Origin of the sequence: Pseudaeromonas aegiceratis (assembly GCF_046254905.1) — a bacterium.
Classification (GTDB): domain Bacteria; phylum Pseudomonadota; class Gammaproteobacteria; order Enterobacterales; family Aeromonadaceae; genus Pseudaeromonas; species Pseudaeromonas aegiceratis.
In genome coordinates, this window is record NZ_CP158016.1 from 2,067,106 (window position 1) to 2,084,708 (window position 17,603).

The following is a 17,603-nucleotide window of genomic DNA, read 5'->3' on the forward strand; positions in this document are numbered from 1 at the left end:
TACATTTTTGCACTGGATTTAGCTGCGTCTGAGGCCCCTGGCTTATCCGCCTTACCCCGCCACTCATCGCAACGAACCCTGAATACATGCACCGCTTCTGAGCGACATTGGCGCCATTCAACACTGTTTTTCACGTAGTTATAGCAAACCGTTGGATAGACGATCTCACCTGAACGAACCTGCCACATAACGGTAGGTTTGAAGCTAGATGCGCCAACCAAGCTGGGCATCACAAGAAGGCAACCACAGATAAGGGCAGCAGTCAGATATCTTTCCATTTCACATCCTGTGAAAATTTAGCCAACGGGCAAAAAACGCTCTATCAGAGCATGATATCCAATAGAGAACAACGGCAACATTAACCTTTTTTAACAATGATCTATAAGAGCGGCGCTACCAATGTAAACAGAAAGAAACCTGCTTTAGTGGAATCCAGCCTACGGCTGAAACGGGGCCAGTTTTGGACTCGATTAGCCGATTTTTTTACTCACCACAGAGGCCAGCTCGTTGGCAAAATCCAGCAGCTCTATCGTCTCTTTAAGATGAACCAGTGGCGTAGCCTTGCCATAGTGGCCATAGGTGATGCCCTTGCGACTCTGCCCTGCCAAGTCAGCAGTGACATACTCCGGCACATTTTGCTGTTTGAGTTCGTCGATGACGGTATGGCGGAAGCTATAGGCGGTGGGGCGATTGCCAGCGGTAAAGCCAAGCTGGGTCAGTTTGCGGTCAAAGCGCCGCTCAAAGTTCTTGCTCCACTCCCCAAATTTGCCAGTCGGTTTGCAGTCAAACAGCTGTCCCCCACCCTGCCGACGGCGTTGCCGCACAAACTCCATAAAGCCCAAGTCCAGCAGCTTGCTGTGGATGGGAATATGACGAATGGCGTTGGCGGTTTTGACGGACTGGCCTTCCCCTTCGTCCGCGATGGACAGGCAGGCGATGCCATCCACTATTACTACATCCTTGGTGCGCAGCTGACAGAGTTCTGATGGTCGGGCACCGGTATGCAGCAGCAGTAACGGCAGCCAGTAGTCATCAGGATGGTGTTTGCGGTGGGGATTGATGAAGAGTTCGGTGGCGAACAGGGCCTTGAGCTGGTTACGGCTCCAGCGGGAACGGGGAGCCGCCTTGCTGTTCTTCACAGTCACCTGCTCGAAGGGGTTTCGGTCCAGGTATTCGTGCTTGACCGCCAGGGCAAACATCTGCGAACAGGCCGCCTTGTACTCGCGCAGAGTCTTCTCTTTGAGTCCGAGACCTGCAAGATGCAGCATCAAGGCATCCACTTGACGGAATCTCACCGCATTTACCGCAAAATCAGCCCCCAGCATATCAACCATGGCCTGGGTGCGTTGTTGCAGCTGGTTAATCGAGCGCAACGAGATGCCGTCTTGCTGCTTGCGGGCGATAAATTCGGCCTGCAACGCACCTAAGCAGGGTGAATCCGGTGAATTTTGGATGGTTGAGGTGGGATTATGAGTCCCAGCCTGAGGCAGTGCTGAGTTTTCGGGAGCAATACCAGCCTTAATTGGAGTGATGCCACTCCCCTGCCCAGCTACCGTCCCCAGCCATTGAGCATTCAGCTCGGCACGGGCCAATTGTTGGCGCAGTGCGGTCAGCTCGGGCAGCAGCCATGCCCTGACACAGCCTGAATCGCTGGGTTTGCTGGCCAATTTGGCCAGCAGCAGCTTGACCCTATGGGCCGCCAGCAGATTACGCATCCCCGCGATAGCGTATTCCTTGGTACGCAGCGACACTCGGACCTCGGCAGGACAGCCCAGAGCACGCAAGGCATGGGGAAAAGTGATGCGAGTGTAGTAATTTCCGTGACGGTTTTTGAGCAGATAGGTCGGCATAGTGTGACACCTTCATGTGACACCGACCGATTCGCAGGCTCCAGAAACGAAAAAACCCTATGATATTCATAGGGTTGATTCGTAATTCATCTGGCGGTGAGGGAGGGATTCGAACCCTCGATACGTTGCCGTATACACACTTTCCAGGCGTGCTCCTTCAGCCACTCGGACACCTCACCGTTTTTTGATCTCTTATTAAAGGCGTGAGATCTCACCTTTTTGATAAGGCGTCGTGTATCGCTTTATCGGCCCCGACCGGCCTGACCGCGTAGGACGGGCGGTAATGTAAGAAAAAGGACTTGGGAGGTCAAGGGCTTTTTCCCCCGCCCGCCGCAACTGCCGATTATTTCTCCAAGCCATTCCCGCCGCGGCAGTCCCGCTCAACAACGCCGGGCTCAGGCCGCCGCGCTAGCCGGTTCCGCCAACCGTTCCCAGGCGTCATCCAGGCTGGGCACAAACTCCAGCCAGCCGGGTTCGGCACTGAACTTGGCCCGGGCCAGGGTCTTGAGCGGCTGGAAGGGCACCTCGGCGATCAGCAGGCGCACCCCGTCCCGCCGCAGCTGACGGCAACAGGCCTCGAAGGCGTTGAAGCCACCGGCATCCAGGACGGAGACCCCATCCCATTGCAGCACCACCCCCTGCTGGCCCTGCGCCCGCCCTTGCAATTCGGCGAACAGCCGATCGGCGGCGGCGAAGAACAGGGGACCGGAGATCTTGTACGCCTGCCACCCCTCGGGCACCCGGCCCGCATGGCGCCGATCCAGTTGGAGATCCACGAGGCGGGTCATCTGGGCTATGTCCCGCATAAACAGCAAGGAGGCCAACACTATGCCGAAGGTGATGGCCACCACCATGTCAAACAGCACCGTCAGGCTGATACAGATCAGCATGATGGCAATGTCGTTGCGTGGCGCCTTGCGGATGAGGCCCCAGACCTTGTGAGCCTCGCTCATGTTCCAGGCCACCATCAACAGCAGCGCGGACATGGCGGCCAGCGGCAGGGCAGACAGCTGGGCCGCCAGCGCCAGCAGGGCCAGCAGCACCACCAGACCGTGTACCATGGCGGATACCGGCGAGGTGGCCCCGGCCCGCACGTTGGCGGCGGAGCGGGCGATGGCGGCGGTGGCGGTGATGCCGCCGAAGAAGGGCGCCAGCAGGTTGCCGATGCCCTGGCCAATCAACTCGGTATTGGAATGGTGCTTGCGGCCCGTCATGCCATCCAGCACCACGGCACACAAGAGGGATTCAATCGCACCGAGCAGCGCCATGGAGAAGGCGGCGGGCAGTAGGGCACGAAACAGGGTCCAGTCCCAATGCAGTGGCTGACCATCGGGTCCAGGCAGGTTCCAGGGCAGGGCGAAGGAGGGCAGGCTGGAGGGAATACCGTGGCCGATGGCACCGTCGGCCAGGGTGTAGCTGAAGCGCGTGCCTATGGTGGCCACCTCGATCCCCTGCCCCGCCAACAGGTAGGCGGTGCCCCATCCCAGCAGCACGGCCGGCAGGTGCCCCGGGAACGGCAGGCGCAGGCGCGGCCAGATCAGCAGGGTGGCCAGGGTCACGCCCCCCACCAGGGTATCGCCGCCTTGCCAGCTGGGCAGCGCCAGCCAGAGGGCCTGCAGCTTGTCCACATAGTGTTCCGGCATCTGGCTGAGGCTGAGGCCAAAGAAATCCTTGATCTGCAAGGTGGCGATGACGATGCCGATCCCCATGGTAAAGCCCAGGGTCACCGGCATGGGGATGTAGCCGATGAGGCGCCCCAGACGGCCCAAGCCCATCATGATCAGCATGGCCCCACACATCAAGCTGGCCACCAGCAGCCCGGCCACCCCGTATTGCTGCGCCACCGGATAGAGGATCACCACAAACGCGGCGGTGGGGCCAGAGACGCTAAAGCGGGAGCCGCCGAGGGCGGCGATCACCACCCCGGCGATGACGGCGGTATACAGACCATGTTGCGGCGGTACGCCACTGGCGATGGCCAGGGCCATGGACAGGGGAATGGCGATGATGCCGACGGTCAGCCCTGCCAGCACATCCTTGAATAATCGAGACAGCCCATAGGGCTCGGACAGGCAAGCCTCCCGCATGGCACTGGCCAGCCGGACACGTTGTCGTTGCGTATACATGAGATAGGAGCTCCGCACAGGAACAGGGGACAAAATGAACCGCGACACCATACGCTCAATGTGGAAATATGGCGTGATCCAAATCACACTTTACTCGGTTTTTGGCGTTTGCCAGTTTATGGCTCGCGGCGGCCATCCCCGGCTGTTAGAGTCAGTAACAGATTGATTACTATCCGATCATGGACATCTGGCAAGGAGATCGGCTTGGCGCTACGTGGCGGTATTCTGTTGGGCATGGGCCTGTTGTGTTGCACCGTCCAGGGGGCTGAGCCGTTGCGCTTCACCTCCCTGGAGTGGCCACCCTATGTGGGGGCAGGGCTTTACCAGGATGGTCTGGTAGGCCAGCGACTGCACCAGGCCTTGGACCTGCTGGGGCTGCAGGCCCGCATCGACTATTACCCCTGGCGCCGGGCCCAGCGCCTTGTCCTGACCGACTCGCCCTATGTCGGCTACCTGCCCGAATACGCCTCTCCCCGTCTGGCCGAGCACTTCTATTGCAGTGCCCCCCTGCTGCAGGCCCCCTTGGGGCTGGCCCAACGCCGCAATGACACCCCCATCCACTGGCAACGGCTGATCCAGCTGCAACCCTACCGCATCGGCGTGGTGGCCGGTTACGTCAACACCGACGAGCTCGATACCCTGGCCAATGCCGGCTTGCTGTATACCGACAGCGCCAATTCCGATCGCAACAACCTGCGCAAGCTGGCGGCGGGTCGCATCGATCTGGCGGTGGTGGATCCCCTGCTGTTTCACTACCTGCTGCGTCATGATCCCGATCTGCGTCCCCTGGCAGACCAGCTGACCATGAACCCACGCCGGCTGGAACAAAAACAGCTGGTGGTCTGTTTTCGCCGTACCGACCAAGGCCATCGGCTGCGGGATCGGCTCAACCTGGCCATCGCGCGCCTGGGGCCGGCACCTGTGCTGGAGCCCCAGAGCCCGCACGCCTTGACGCGCTGATCCCAGGCAAAAAAAAGCCCGCCAGATGGCGGGCAATAACGGTTTTCGTTGGGTTAGTTGAAGCGGGTGTAATCCGGGCTGTACTTGTCCACCACCACGGCGCACACGGCATCGCCGGTGATGTTCAGCGCGGTACGGATCATGTCGAAGATACGATCCAGGGCGAACAGCAGGGGCAGACCTTCGATGGGAATGCCGGCGGCCAGCAGCACGGCCACCACCAGGAAGGAGGGGCCCGGCACCCCGGCCTGACCCACGGCCCCCAGGGTGGCGGTCAGCACGATGGCGGCATAGGCCCCCAGGCTCAGATCCACGTTGAACACCTGGGCAAAGAACACTGCTACCAGACCGTAGTAGATGGCATTGCCGGTCATGTTGATGGTGGCGCCCAGGGGCAGGGTGAAGGCGGCGGTGGTGTTACTAACCTTCAGCTCCTCTTCACACACTTCCATGGTCACCGGCAATGTGGCCATGGAGGAGGCGGTGGAGAAGGCCACGATCTGCGCCTTCTTCATGGCGGAGATGAAGCGGCCCACCGGCATCTCGGAGAAGAGCTTGATGATGAGCGGATACACCACGAAGCCGTAGATCAGAATGGCGGCCAGGTAGACGAAGAACAGCTTCATCACCACGGTCAGCACGCCAAAGCCAAAGGTGCCCACCGCATCGGCCATCAGGCCGAATACCCCCAGGGGGGCAATGATCATCACCTTGTTGATCATCCAGACGAAGGCATCCACTACCGTGTTGATGCCATTGATCAGGGGCTTGACCCGATCCCGCGGCTGGTTGGCCAGGGCGATGCCGAAGAACAGGCAGAACACCAGGATCTGCAGGATGTTGGCTTCATTCAAGGACTGGAACACGTTGGTGGGGATCATGCCCAGCACGGTGGCCACCACGCCCGGCAGCTCGCCCTTGTCGGCATATTCGTTGGTGAACAGGTGCTGGTAATCGGAGAAGTCCACGCCAACGCCCGGTTGGAACAGATGCCCCATGCCCAAGGCCAACAGCACCGCCAGGGCGGAGGTGATGAGAAAGAACAGCAGTGTGGTGACCCCCAGCTTACCGGCCGACGGGCTCAGACCCAGGTTGGCGGCACCGGAGATGATGGCCACGGCCACGAGCGGCACCACCAGCATCTTGATGAGGTGAATAAACAAGCTACCTAAGGGGGCAAACATGGCTGCCTGCTCGCCCATCGCCACCCCCACCAGGGCGCCGATGATCATGGCGATCACCACCTGTACGCCGATATTGGCAAGACTCTTCTTTATCACGGGATACGTCCTTATCAGTTAACGGTAAATTCGGTTCCATCCTCGCCGGGGGTCCACCGCAGGCGGGCATAGGGTAATTAGGCCGCTTTTCTAAACAATCCCACTAGCATTGGCAACCGTTTATCTTGATTGACACTGCAAAATTGTCATTTCACACACATACATCACTATTGGCGGAGTCACTAGACTACCAGATCCCCGCCTTGCTGGCCGACGCCGCGCTACCCCATGGGATCCGGGGCCCTGCGATGTCATTTAACATATTAATGCCGGCGACGCATTATGAGCGCAAACGGTGCGTCTGGGGCCCCCAAGTACCCCCGTAGTTATGATTTAGGTCGTATTGCAAGCGATTTCAATAAGTTGACAGGTAATTTGAACTTGATCACAGATTGCGCAACGAGGAAAATCCGCCGCAGTTGAACTCTTAACAAGGATGTGTCATGCGCCTGTTCCCTCCCCTGCTGCTCCTGTTGGCCGCCACCGGCCCGGCCTGGGCCGCCACCGGCCCGGCTTTGGTCTATGCCGGCGGCAACACCCTAGATGAGCAGCAAAATGCCCAGATCCACCAGCAAGGCGTCACGCTGTTTACCCAGATGAGCGGTGTGCCCGTCAAGGAGGTGACCACCGTCGGTGCCGCCGACCGCCTCAACCAGCTGCGACAACTGGCCACCGAGGGTTACGCGCCCATCCTGGTGATCGGCAGCGGCCAGGTCCCCACCCTGCAACAGGTGGCGGCGGAATATCCCCAGGTGCACTTCACCCTGATCGACAGTCAGCTGGCCCTACCCAATGTGCAGTCGGTGCAATTTAACCAGCAAGAAGCCGCCTTCTTGGTGGGCGCCCTGGCCGCCATGGTGTCAGAAACGGGCCTGCTGGGCTTTGTCGGCGGCATGGACCTGCCCGTTGTCCACAAATCCGGCTGTGGCTTTGCCCAGGGTGCCCGGTACGCCAATCCCTCCGTGCAGGTGAACGAACAGTACGTCACCTCCACCCTGGATCTGGCGTTCAACGATCCCAAGAAGGGCGCCTTTACCGCCAAGCAGTTGGTGGATGAGGGCGTGGACGTGCTGTTCGCCGATGCCCGTGGCACCGGGCTGGGGGTCTATCAGGCGGCCGCCGATGCCGGCGTTCGCGCCATCGGCGCCAACATGCAGCAAGCCGACCTGCATCCCGGCACCATGCTCACCGCCATCTACCAAAACCTGCCCAAGGCCGTGCTCACCAGCCTGACCCAGGCGCAAGCCGGGCAATGGCAGGCGGGCACCCGCAAGCTGGGGCTAGCAGACGATTATGTGGGATGGGTGGATGACAAGAGCAATGCCGGTCAGATCCGCCCGGCCTACTACCACATACTGACACAGGTGCAGCAGGATATTATCAATGGCAAGCTGCAGGTGCATGACTACAGCCTCACCGGCAGCTGCCTGTTTCCCCAGGTAGCCGGCGATCTGTGCAAGGTGAACGAAAACGGCGACGCCAGCCACTGCCAGGGCTGAGCACCTGCCGCCGCCCATGCAGAAGGGCTCGCCATGGCGAGCCCTTCTGCGTTGTAGCCGAGCTGAGGATTTACTCGGCCTGGGCTTCCCGGGCCCGGGCGGCAGCTTCCTTGATGAGGGGCTGCAGCTCACCCTGCTGGAACATCTCCAGCATGATGTCGCAGCCGCCCACCAGCTCACCGGCCACCCACAGCTGGGGGAAGGTCGGCCAGTTGGCGTACTTGGGCAACTCGGCGCGGATATCCGGATTCTGCAGTATGTCCACGTAGGCGAAGGGTTCACCGCAGGCCATCAAGGCCTGGGCGGCCTGGGCGGAGAAGCCGCAACTGGGCAGCTTGGGCGAGCCCTTCATGTAAAGCAGAATGGCGTTGTCAGCGATTTGCTGTTTGATCTTGTCAATGGTTTCCATCTAGGTCTCGCTCTGGTTTGCCGTCAAGCCGGCATTCTACAAAATCGCCCTGCCGACACCAAGATTGACCCGGCGCGAACGGACGCCCAGGTCGTGGTGAAGGCGTAACGGAGGTGTTAAATTTTATGGCGATAATTGTGGTATTGAACCTGCACCTTTGATATAAATCAAGGGCTATCTGAGGGACCTTATCGATACCCTCAGCCTTAATTGACGATGGAGAGTGTACTTATGGCTTTTGAACTGCCGGCCCTGCCTTACGAAAAGAATGCTCTGGAACCCCATATCTCTCAAGAAACCCTGGAATACCACTACGGCAAGCACCACAACACCTATGTGGTGAACCTGAACAATCTGGTACCGGGCACAGAATTTGAAGGCAAGAGCCTCGAAGAGATCATCAAGACCGCCAGCGGTGGCATCTTCAATAACGCCGCCCAGGTGTGGAACCACACCTTCTACTGGCACTGCCTCACCCCCAACGGCGGTGGTGTCCCCACCGGCGCACTGGCTGCCGCCATCGATGCTGCCTTCGGCTCCTTCGACAAGTTCAAGGAAGAGTTCACCAAGTCTGCCGTGACCAACTTCGGCTCCGGCTGGACCTGGCTGGTGAAGAAGGCCGACGGCTCCCTGGCCCTGCAGAACACCTCCAACGCCGGTTGCCCGCTGACCGACGGCGTGACCCCGCTGCTGACCGTGGACGTCTGGGAACACGCCTACTACATCGACTTCCGCAACCTGCGTCCCAAGTACATGGAAGCCTTCTGGGCCCTGGTGAACTGGGACTTCGTGGCCGCCAACCTGGCCGCCTAAGCCCCAGGCTGGCCTGCCAGGCCACTGCATAGCACACAAAACGGGAGCCGAAGCTCCCGTTTTTTATTGCCGCCCCACGCTAAAAGCGGCCCTACCGCGTTAACTCTTGCCGCCGCAACCGGTTTCGGGCATGGTGCCTGACGGTAGATGGCCCCGGTCACAGCACATGGTCTAAAGGAGTCCTCCATGAAACTCGCCCTGGTGGGTGCCGGCAAGATAGTCCTGTCTTGCCTGGATGCCCTGAGTCAACTCGACGATATCACCCCGGTTGCCCTGTGTGTCCGGCCCCAGAGCCAAGCCAAGGGCGAGGCGCTGCAGCAGCGTTACGGCATTCAGCGCCTCTACACCGACTATGCCCAGCTGCTGGCCGATGACGAGGTGGAGGTGATCTACCTGGGCCTGCCCAATCACCTGCACTTCGACTACGCCCAGGCGGCCTTGCAGGCCGGTCGCCACGTGATCTGCGAAAAACCCTTCACCTCCAACCTGGCCCAGCTCCAGCGGTTGGTGGCCCTGGCCAAGGCCCGGCAGTGCTTCTTATTCGAGGCCATCACCAACCTGCACAGTCCCCAATTGATCGCCCTGCAGCAACGGCTGCCCCAGCTCGGTCCCATTCGACTGGTCCAGTGCAACTACTCCCAATACTCCAGCCGTTACGACGACTACCTGCAGGGTCAGGTGCACGCGGCCTTCGATCCCGCCAGCTCCGGCGGCGCCCTGTACGACATCAACCTGTACAACGTCTACCTGGTCTGCGGTCTGTTCGGTAAACCGCACCGGGTCCACTATCACTGCCAACGGGGCCACAACGGCATCGACACCTCTGGGGTCTTGCTGCTGGAATATGCCGGCTTTACCGCCGTGTGCTGCGGTGCCAAGGACTCTGCCAGCCCCTCCCACGCCACCATCCAGGGGGAAAAGGGTTACGGACGCATCAACGATGCCCCCAACAGCTGCCATGCGGTGGAATGGCAGATCGCCGGCGAAACCGGTGGTCTGGCAGAGAGTGCTGACCTCAATCACATGGTGCACGAGTTCCGGGACTTTGCCGACTGCCTGGGCCGCGGCGATCTGCCGCGCTGTCATGCCTGGCTGGAGACGGCGCTGATCGTCGCCGAGGTGTTGGAGCAGGCCCGCCACAGCGCCGGCATCCGCTTCGCCGCGGATCAGGCGTCCGCCTAGGCCACCGTCAGTGGTGATCCGGCCCCCTGCCGGATCACCCGGCCGACCGGCAGCGACTGCGCAAAAAAGCAGCGGCGCTTGCCTTCCCCTTTGTCGTGCATCGGGTATAATCCGCCATCTTTTTTAACATCTGACGCCTCCCTGCCATGACCGTAAACACCTTCGATCCCAACGCCCCCAGCAGCTGTGCCACCACCACCCTGGGCCAGATGCTGGAGGAACAACCGGCGGCCCCCACCCAGGCCGAAGCCGGTGCCGCCCGCATCGGCTTTGTCTCCTTGGGCTGCCCCAAGAACCTGGTGGACTCCGAGCGCATCCTCACTCAGCTGCGTACCGAAGGCTATGAGGTGGTGAACCGCTACGACAATGCCGAGCTGGTCATCGTCAACACCTGCGGCTTCATCGACAGTGCGGTGCAGGAATCTCTGGAGGCCATCGGTGAGGCATTGGCGGAGAACGGCAAGGTGATCGTCACCGGCTGTCTGGGGGCCAAGGAGGATCAGATCCGCGCCGTGCATCCCAAGGTGCTGGAGATCAGCGGCCCCCACGCCTACGAGCAGGTGCTGGATCACGTGCACCGTTACGTTCCCAAGCCCCAGCACAACCCCTTCGTCAGCCTGGTGCCGGCCCAGGGGGTCAAGCTGACCCCCCGCCACTATGCCTATCTGAAGATATCCGAGGGCTGTGACCACCGCTGCACCTTCTGCATCATCCCCTCCCTGCGGGGCGATCTGGTGAGCCGGCCCATCGGCGAGGTGCTGGCCGAGGCCAAGCGCCTCAAGGAAGCCGGGGTCAAGGAGCTGCTGGTGATCTCTCAGGACACCTCGGCCTATGGCGCGGATCTCAAGCACAGAACCGGCTTCTACGATGGTCAGCCGGTGCGAACCCACCTCACCACCCTGTGCCAGGAGCTGGCCAAGCTGGATATCTGGGTTCGCCTGCATTACGTCTACCCCTATCCCCACGTGGACGATCTGATCCCCCTGATGGCCGAAGGCAAGGTGCTGCCCTACCTGGACTTGCCGCTGCAACACGCCAGCCCGCGCATCCTCAAGCTGATGAAGCGCCCCGGCTCGGTGGAGCGCACCCTGGAGCGGATCCGCCAATGGCGGGAGATCTGCCCCGAGATCACCCTGCGCTCCACCTTCATCGTCGGCTTCCCCGGTGAAACCGAGGAGGACTTCCAGATGCTGCTGGACTTCATCGAGCAGGCGGAGCTGGACCGGGTGGGCTGCTTCCCCTACAGCCCGGTGGACGGCGCCAAGGCCAACGAGCTGCCGGATCCGGTGCCCGAGGAGGTGAAGCTGGCCCGGTTCGACCGCTTCATGGCCGCCCAGCAGGCCATCTCCACCCGCAAACTGGCCCGCAAGGTGGGCCAGAGCCTGTGGGTCATGGTGGATGAGGTGGACGAGGAAGGTGCCATCGCCCGCACCGCCGGCGATGCTCCCGAGATCGACGGAGTCGTCTATCTCAACGGCGTCACCAGCGTGCAACCGGGCGATCGACTGCGGGTCAAGGTGGAACACGCCGACGAATACGACCTCTGGGCAACGCCGATATAACAATCGGTTACAGCTTGTCACTGTATCGGGCCTGGTTAACAATAGCCTCAGAGGGTTACCCAACCAGGCCGTAGCATGAAGATACTGTTGGTAGAAGATGACAAGCTGCTCAACCATCACCTGAAGACCATATTGCAGGAGGCCGGCAATCAGGTGTATGCCGCCAACCGGGCCGACGAGGCCCTGCACTACACCGAAGATTACCCGGTGGACGTGGCCATCGTGGATCTGGGGTTACCCGACTGCGATGGCCTGTCGCTGATCCAGCAACTGCGGGAGCGGCAGATCGGCTTTCCCATCCTGGTGCTCACCGCCCGGGGCAACTGGCAAGACAAGGTGGCCGGCCTGGACGCCGGCGCCGACGACTACATGGTCAAGCCGTTCAACAAAGACGAGCTGATGGCCCGGTTGAACGCCCTAGTGCGGCGCAGTGCCGGCTTCATCTCCCCCAAGGTGACGGCGGGCAGCTATCAGCTGGATCTGACCCGCAAGGAGCTGACCATAGACGGTGAGCCCATGCCGCTGACCCACTTCGAATACACCATCCTCGAGTTTCTCATGCGCCACAGCGGCCAGGTGATCTCCAAGCAGCAGCTGATGGATCAGCTGTACGACGATGGCGAAGGGGATCCCAACACCCTGGAGGTGCTGATCAGCCGGTTGCGCAAGAAGCTGGATCCGGACGGCGACCTGCAGCCCATCAGCACCATTCGTCGGCAAGGCTACCTGTTTAACCTGCCATGCCAGTGATAGTGCGCTCCCTGCACTTCAAGCTGCTGGCGGCGGCCGTGGCCCTGATCACCCTGCTGCTGCTGCTGATCCTGATGCTGCAGTGGCAGCGCAATCACAATCAGGCCTACCAGACCACGGAACAGGAGTTGCAGGAGAACCTGGCCCGCCTGTTCTCCTCCAGCCGCACCGTGCCCACCAGGAAACCGAACCAGCCGCTGGCCTTTGAGGATCTGAAGCTGGCGGCGCTGGATGAGGACGTGGACGTGGTGATCTGCCAGAACGATGGCCACACCCTCTGGCACTACCTGCGCCAGCCCCAGTTCCAGAGCGCCGCCCAGGATTTTTGTCCCGATTTCGCCGCCCGGCGCAAGGCGATCCGCAGCGACTTTGCCTTCGAGCTCAACGACAGGGATCCGACGGCCCCCTACTTCGTCTACAACCTGCGGCTGGAACGTTTCGTCGGCAAGCCCATCACCTTCATGATAGTGCTGCTCTCCCCCGCCCAGTCCCTGCTGGACAAGCTGCAGCGGCAAAACCAGCGCTCATTGCGGGACATAGTCCTGATCTGGCTCGCTGGCATACTGCTGCTGGTGCTGGGCACCCGCTGGGGACTGGTTTCCCTACGCCGGATCCAGGGGCAGATCGAACAGATCCAGGACGGCAGCCGCCAGGAGCTGGATCTCAATGTGGAGGCGGAGCTGCGCCCCCTCACCCGCTCCCTGAATCAGCTGCTGGAAAACGAGCGCAAGCAGAAGCTGCGCTACCAAAATACCCTCAACGATCTGGCCCACAGCCTGAAGACGCGCCTCGCGCTCATCGAGGCCACCCTGGACGAAGCCAAGGTCGGCCCCAAGCTGCGGGAGCAGACCACCCAGCAGGTCAAGCAGATGGATCAGATGATCCAGTATCATCTGCGCCGGGCGGTGGCCGGCCGTCAGGCCCTCAACAAGCAGGGTATCGATCCCGTCCCTGTGTTGCAGAAACTGCAGGCCACCATGAGCAAGGTCTATCGCCACAAGCAGCTGCACATCGAGCTGGTGTTCGAGGACGGTCTGCAGTTTGCCGGGGAGGCGGACGATCTGTTCGAGCTGATGGGCAACCTGATGGACAACGCCTGCAAATTTGCCATCAGCCGGGTGGAGGTGCGGCTGCGTCGGGTGGCCAACCAGCTGATCATCCAGGTGGAGGATGATGGTCCCGGGATCGGTGAGGCCCTGCGGGCCAAGGTGATACAGCGTGGCGTGCGGGCCGACAACTCCGGCGGTCAGGGCATTGGCCTCAGCGTCTGTGCCGAAATCATCGACAGCTACGGCGGTCAGCTGCTCATCGGGGACTCCCCCCTGGGGGGCGCCAGCATTCAGTTCAACCTACCCTGTCTGGAACCCAATAAAAACGCCGTCAGATGACGGCGTTTTTATTGGATGAGATGGCTTAGGCCGCCTGCTTGTGGAGGTTGGCAATCGTCTGATTGATTTCCTGCACCGTGTGCTTGTGCAACGGGTCGGCTTGTTTGGGCAACATCAGCTTGCCCTGTTCGAACTGGTAGCCACCACGCCCCTGGATATACAGGCGGCCTTTGAAGAAGGTTTTGACATAACGGGCGATCATCAGAGGCAGGTACTTTTTGAAAATTCTCATTATTGTTCCTTGTCACTGTCACAACAGGCTCTCACCTTGTTAGTCGCACTTTATGCCAGATAGTTCCTTCCGATTATTATTAAATTCTCATGACACCCCAAAAATCCGATGAAAATCACAATCCTCAGGGGATATCGTGGGGAGCCGTCATGCTGAGCAGGCTTCCCTGCCCCTGCTGCAGGGCCAGTTGGGCCAGGCCGGAGGTGACAAACAGCGGCGGTACCAGGCCAGGGCAGAGCTCGCTGGCCACATAGCCCACCAGCGGCAGATGGCTCACCAGCAGCACATGCTCCATTCCCTGCTCGGCCAGCGTCTGCAGATAATCCGCCACCAGCCGGGCATGGCCATGGGGGACCAGCTCGGGCTCCTGCTGCAGCGCGGTGGGTGCCGGCAGACAAGAGGCCATCACTTCCCAGCTCTGTTGCGCCCGCAGGTAGGGACTCACCAGTACCAGATCCAGCGCCGGCAGCCGCGGTGCCAGCCAACGGGCCATGCGCAGGGTTTCCTCCCGGCCCTTGGCGGTCAAGGCACGTTGACTGTCCGTGTCGGCCACCAACTCGGCCTCGCCATGACGCAGGATATAAATATTCATCGGTAACCCGCCTTAACGGTTATGGATACTGGGGCGATCTTACTGACTTCCCCCTGGTCAGACAACGTTTGTCCGGCAGAGAAACGGTTTGCGCCCATGCGGGGACGGGTCAATAATACTTGTTATATCAAGACTCTGGCGATGGCCTCTCCCCATGCATCCTCACACCAGTCCAAATGATCATCGTCGATACCACTATTTTGTCCTGGCCAATCAGCTCAAAGTCCTGCTGATTGAAGATCCGCAAACCGATAAATCTGCGGCGTCCCTGGCGGTGCAGGTGGGGCACTTCAGCGACCCGGCCGACCGCCAGGGCATGGCCCATTTTCTCGAGCACATGCTGTTTCTGGGCACCGCCACCTACCCGGAGCCAGGCGAGTACCAATCCTTCATCCAGCGCCACGGTGGCAGCAACAATGCCTGGACCGGCACCGAGTTCACCAACTTTTTTTTCGACCTGCAGCATGAGTTCTTCGAATCGGGTCTGGCCCGCTTTGCCCAATTCTTCATCTGCCCTACCTTCGACGCGGCCCTGGTGGACAAAGAGCGCCAGGCGGTGGACTCGGAATACCGGCTCAAGTACAAGGACGAGGTGCGGCGTGTCTATCAGGTGCACAAGGAGACGGTGAACCCGGACCATCCCTTCGCCAAGTTTTCCGTCGGCAATCTGCAGACCCTGGATGACAGACCCGGTACAGAGCTCAGAGACGAGCTGATCGCCTTCTATCGGCGCCACTACAGCGCCGACCGCATGAGCCTGGTGCTGCAATCCCCTTACTCCTTGGCCCAACAGGCGGCCTGGGTGGAACAGTATTTCAGCGCTGTGCCCAATCAGCAGCTGGGTGTCGCCGCTCCCTGGCCGCCCTTGTACCTGCCGGCCCAGCTCGGCATCCGGGTCGAGATAAAACCCATCAAGGAGAGCCGCAAGCTCACCGTCACCTTCCCCCTGCAAGGGGTGGAACAGCACTACCGCAGCAAGCCACTGACCTTTCTCAGCCACCTGCTGGGGGACGAGGGCCCAGGCAGCCTGTATGCCTACCTCAAACGCCAGGGCTGGGTCACCACCCTCTCCGCCGGCGGCGGGTTATCCGGTCGTGACTTCAAGGACTTTTGCGTCAGTTTCGGCTTGACCCGGGACGGCCTGCATCAAGAAGGCACCATCATCGAGTGCCTGTTCGCCTGTCTGGCCCTGATCCGTCAACAGGGACTGGCCGCCTGGCGCTATGACGAGAAGAAACAGGTGCTGGATGCCATCTACCGCTATCAGGAGGGGATCCGGGCCATCGACAACGTCAGCCACCTGGCGATGAACCTGTTCCACTATCCCCCCGAGGATGTGGTGCGTGGGGATTATCTGATGGAGGGGTTTGATGCGGGGCTGGTGGCCCACTACCTGGAACAACTCACCCCGGACAATATGCGGGTGCAGCTGGTCTCCCCCCAGGCGAAGACCGATCGCCAGGCCGCCTGGTATGACACCCCCTACCGGGTGGAACCCTTGGATCCCATCTGGCTCAAGCTCTGGCGGCAGCCCCGTCTGGAGTTGCTGGGGCAAGGCCTGGCCCTGCCGCCGACCAATCCCTTCATCTGCCAGGAGTTGGAACCCCAGACGGTGCATGCCGTGTATCATCAGCCCCAGCGGCTGGTGGGGCGGCCCGGCCTGCGGTTGTGGCATCTGCACGACGCGGACTTTAGGGTCCCCAAGGGCAATCTGTTCATCGCGGTGGACAGCGAACACGCGGTGCGCTCCAATCGCCATATCGCCACCATGCGCCTCATCGTCGAGCTGTGGCTGGATCACCTCAACGAGCTGACCTATGCCGCCGGCATGGCGGGGCTCAACTACCATGCCTACGCCCACCAGGGGGGCTATACCCTGCAACTGGGAGGCTTCAGTGCTCCCCAGGCCAGGCTGCTTGAGCTGATCCTCAAGCACAGAACCTTCGGCCGGGTGGATCCCCAGCGTTTTGCGCTCATCAAGCAGCAGCTGACCCAGAGTTGGGAAAATCAGCTCAAGGGCCGCCCCATCAGCCTGCTGTTCAACCACCTCACCAGCGTGCTGCAACCCAACAACCCGCCGGTGGAGGATCTGCTGCCACAGCTGGAGGCCATCAGCCAGGAGCAGTTGCCGGAGTTTGTCCAGCAACTGTACAAGGCGGTGCACCTGGAGGTGCTGGCCCACGGTGATTGGACCGAGCAGCAGGTGCGGGAGATTGCCGGCCTGCTGGAGCGGGAGTTGACGCCCTTGAGCCTGCCCAGCCGGGAGACCCGTCGCGCCCTGGTGGATCTGCGGGGCCAGGGCTGTCTGTTGCGCCAGCGTCACTGCCCGCATCAAGACTCCGCCGTGCTCATCTATTACCAGAGCCCGGGGACCAGCCCGCAGGACATAGCCCACTTCACCCTGGCCAACCACCTGATGGGCCCAGTGTTCTTCCATCAGCTGCGCACCGAGCAGCAGCTGGGCTATGTGGTGGGCACAGGCACGCTGCCGCTCAACCGCCACCCGGGTCTGATCCTCTACGTCCAATCTCCGGTGGCCGGCCCCCAGGCCCTGCTGGATGCCATGGATACCTTTATCGATGACTTCCCCGCCAGCTTGCAGGCCATGTCGGATGACGAATGGCAGCAGAGCAAGGCTGGCCTCATCAGCCAGCTGGCGGAGAAGGATGCCAACCTGCGTAGTCGTAGCCAGCGGCTGTGGGTCTGCGTGGGCGGCCGGGACTTCTCCTTCGATCAGAAGGAGCAGGTGGCGCGCTACCTGGAGCAGATAAGCCGGGCCCAGATGCTGCGCTTCCTGCGCAAGCTGCGCGCCAGCTTTGCCGATCGTCTGGTGCTGTTTAGCCAGGGCGAAGCCCATCAGGCGGAGGACCCCATGGCCGAGGGTCGCTATATCGACGATCTGGCGACCTTCCGCCAGACCAGCCAGTACTTCTTCAATCTCTAGTGACAGCGCCGGCCCG

At 61.1% G+C, this 17,603-nt stretch carries 14 protein-coding genes and 1 tRNA gene; 8 read left to right on the forward strand and 7 right to left on the reverse strand.

What is annotated here, in order from left to right:
• Window positions 1-470 precede the first annotated feature (470 nt).
• The 3 genes from ABHF91_RS09765 to dauA all read right to left on the reverse strand — a co-directional run bounded on the left by ABHF91_RS09765 (window position 471) and on the right by dauA (window position 3,976).
• On the reverse strand, window positions 471-1,850 hold the full coding sequence (locus ABHF91_RS09765; RefSeq protein ID WP_409420108.1) for a tyrosine-type recombinase/integrase: 1,380 nt from the start codon (window positions 1,848-1,850) through the stop codon (window positions 471-473).
• Between the two features lie 91 nt (window positions 1,851-1,941).
• Window positions 1,942-2,029 (reverse strand) — tRNA-Ser (locus ABHF91_RS09770).
• Window positions 2,030-2,245: 216 nt separating this feature from the next.
• Window positions 2,246-3,976, reverse strand: coding sequence for a C4-dicarboxylic acid transporter DauA (gene dauA / locus ABHF91_RS09775; protein WP_409420109.1), 1,731 nt, complete (start codon window positions 3,974-3,976; stop codon window positions 2,246-2,248).
• 204 nt (window positions 3,977-4,180) lie between these two features.
• Here dauA and ABHF91_RS09780 point away from each other — a divergent pair, with 204 nt between their 5' ends.
• Complete coding sequence (locus tag ABHF91_RS09780; protein ID WP_409420110.1) at window positions 4,181-4,936, forward strand: substrate-binding periplasmic protein; 756 nt, start codon at window positions 4,181-4,183, stop codon at window positions 4,934-4,936.
• 53 nt (window positions 4,937-4,989) lie between these two features.
• On the opposite strand, the gene ABHF91_RS09785 is transcribed toward ABHF91_RS09780, so the two are convergent.
• On the reverse strand, window positions 4,990-6,216 hold the full coding sequence (locus ABHF91_RS09785; RefSeq protein ID WP_409420111.1) for a dicarboxylate/amino acid:cation symporter: 1,227 nt from the start codon (window positions 6,214-6,216) through the stop codon (window positions 4,990-4,992).
• Between the two features lie 443 nt (window positions 6,217-6,659).
• On the opposite strand from ABHF91_RS09785, the gene ABHF91_RS09790 reads away from it, so the two are divergent.
• On the forward strand, window positions 6,660-7,715 hold the full coding sequence (locus ABHF91_RS09790; RefSeq protein ID WP_409420112.1) for a BMP family protein: 1,056 nt from the start codon (window positions 6,660-6,662) through the stop codon (window positions 7,713-7,715).
• A 70-nt stretch (window positions 7,716-7,785) separates the two neighbouring features.
• On the opposite strand, the gene ABHF91_RS09795 is transcribed toward ABHF91_RS09790, so the two are convergent.
• Window positions 7,786-8,124: a Grx4 family monothiol glutaredoxin gene (locus ABHF91_RS09795; protein ID WP_409420113.1), complete on the reverse strand. Its 339-nt coding sequence runs from the start codon at window positions 8,122-8,124 to the stop codon at window positions 7,786-7,788.
• Between the two features lie 231 nt (window positions 8,125-8,355).
• Between ABHF91_RS09795 and sodB the strand changes: the two genes are divergently transcribed.
• The 5 genes from sodB (at window position 8,356) to ABHF91_RS09820 (ending at window position 13,819) form a co-directional block, all read left to right on the forward strand.
• Entirely contained in the window at window positions 8,356-8,937 is a 582-nt protein-coding gene (sodB, locus tag ABHF91_RS09800; RefSeq protein WP_409420114.1) for a superoxide dismutase [Fe], read from the forward strand.
• Between the two features lie 186 nt (window positions 8,938-9,123).
• Window positions 9,124-10,119, forward strand: a complete 996-nt coding sequence (locus ABHF91_RS09805; protein WP_409420115.1) for a Gfo/Idh/MocA family protein — start codon at window positions 9,124-9,126, stop codon at window positions 10,117-10,119.
• Window positions 10,120-10,328: 209 nt separating this feature from the next.
• Entirely contained in the window at window positions 10,329-11,681 is a 1,353-nt protein-coding gene (gene rimO / locus ABHF91_RS09810; RefSeq protein ID WP_409423103.1) for a 30S ribosomal protein S12 methylthiotransferase RimO, read from the forward strand.
• A 75-nt stretch (window positions 11,682-11,756) separates the two neighbouring features.
• The gene (locus ABHF91_RS09815) at window positions 11,757-12,431 is read left to right on the forward strand and encodes a response regulator (RefSeq protein WP_409420116.1); all 675 of its coding nucleotides are present in this window, start codon (window positions 11,757-11,759) and stop codon (window positions 12,429-12,431) included.
• Window positions 12,422-13,819 (forward strand): ATP-binding protein, encoded by a 1,398-nt coding sequence (locus tag ABHF91_RS09820; RefSeq protein ID WP_409420117.1) that lies wholly within the window; start codon window positions 12,422-12,424, stop codon window positions 13,817-13,819. The genes ABHF91_RS09815 and ABHF91_RS09820 overlap by 10 nt, the downstream gene beginning before the upstream one ends.
• Window positions 13,820-13,844: 25 nt before the next feature.
• On the opposite strand, the gene ABHF91_RS09825 is transcribed toward ABHF91_RS09820, so the two are convergent.
• Entirely contained in the window at window positions 13,845-14,051 is a 207-nt protein-coding gene (locus ABHF91_RS09825; protein WP_409420118.1) for a DUF1107 domain-containing protein, read from the reverse strand.
• 124 nt (window positions 14,052-14,175) lie between these two features.
• The gene (gene sixA / locus ABHF91_RS09830) at window positions 14,176-14,643 is read right to left on the reverse strand and encodes a phosphohistidine phosphatase SixA (RefSeq protein ID WP_409420119.1); all 468 of its coding nucleotides are present in this window, start codon (window positions 14,641-14,643) and stop codon (window positions 14,176-14,178) included.
• A gap of 154 nt (window positions 14,644-14,797) precedes the next feature.
• Here sixA and ABHF91_RS09835 point away from each other — a divergent pair, with 154 nt between their 5' ends.
• The gene (locus tag ABHF91_RS09835) at window positions 14,798-17,587 is read left to right on the forward strand and encodes an insulinase family protein (RefSeq protein WP_409420120.1); all 2,790 of its coding nucleotides are present in this window, start codon (window positions 14,798-14,800) and stop codon (window positions 17,585-17,587) included.
• Window positions 17,588-17,603 lie beyond the last annotated feature (16 nt).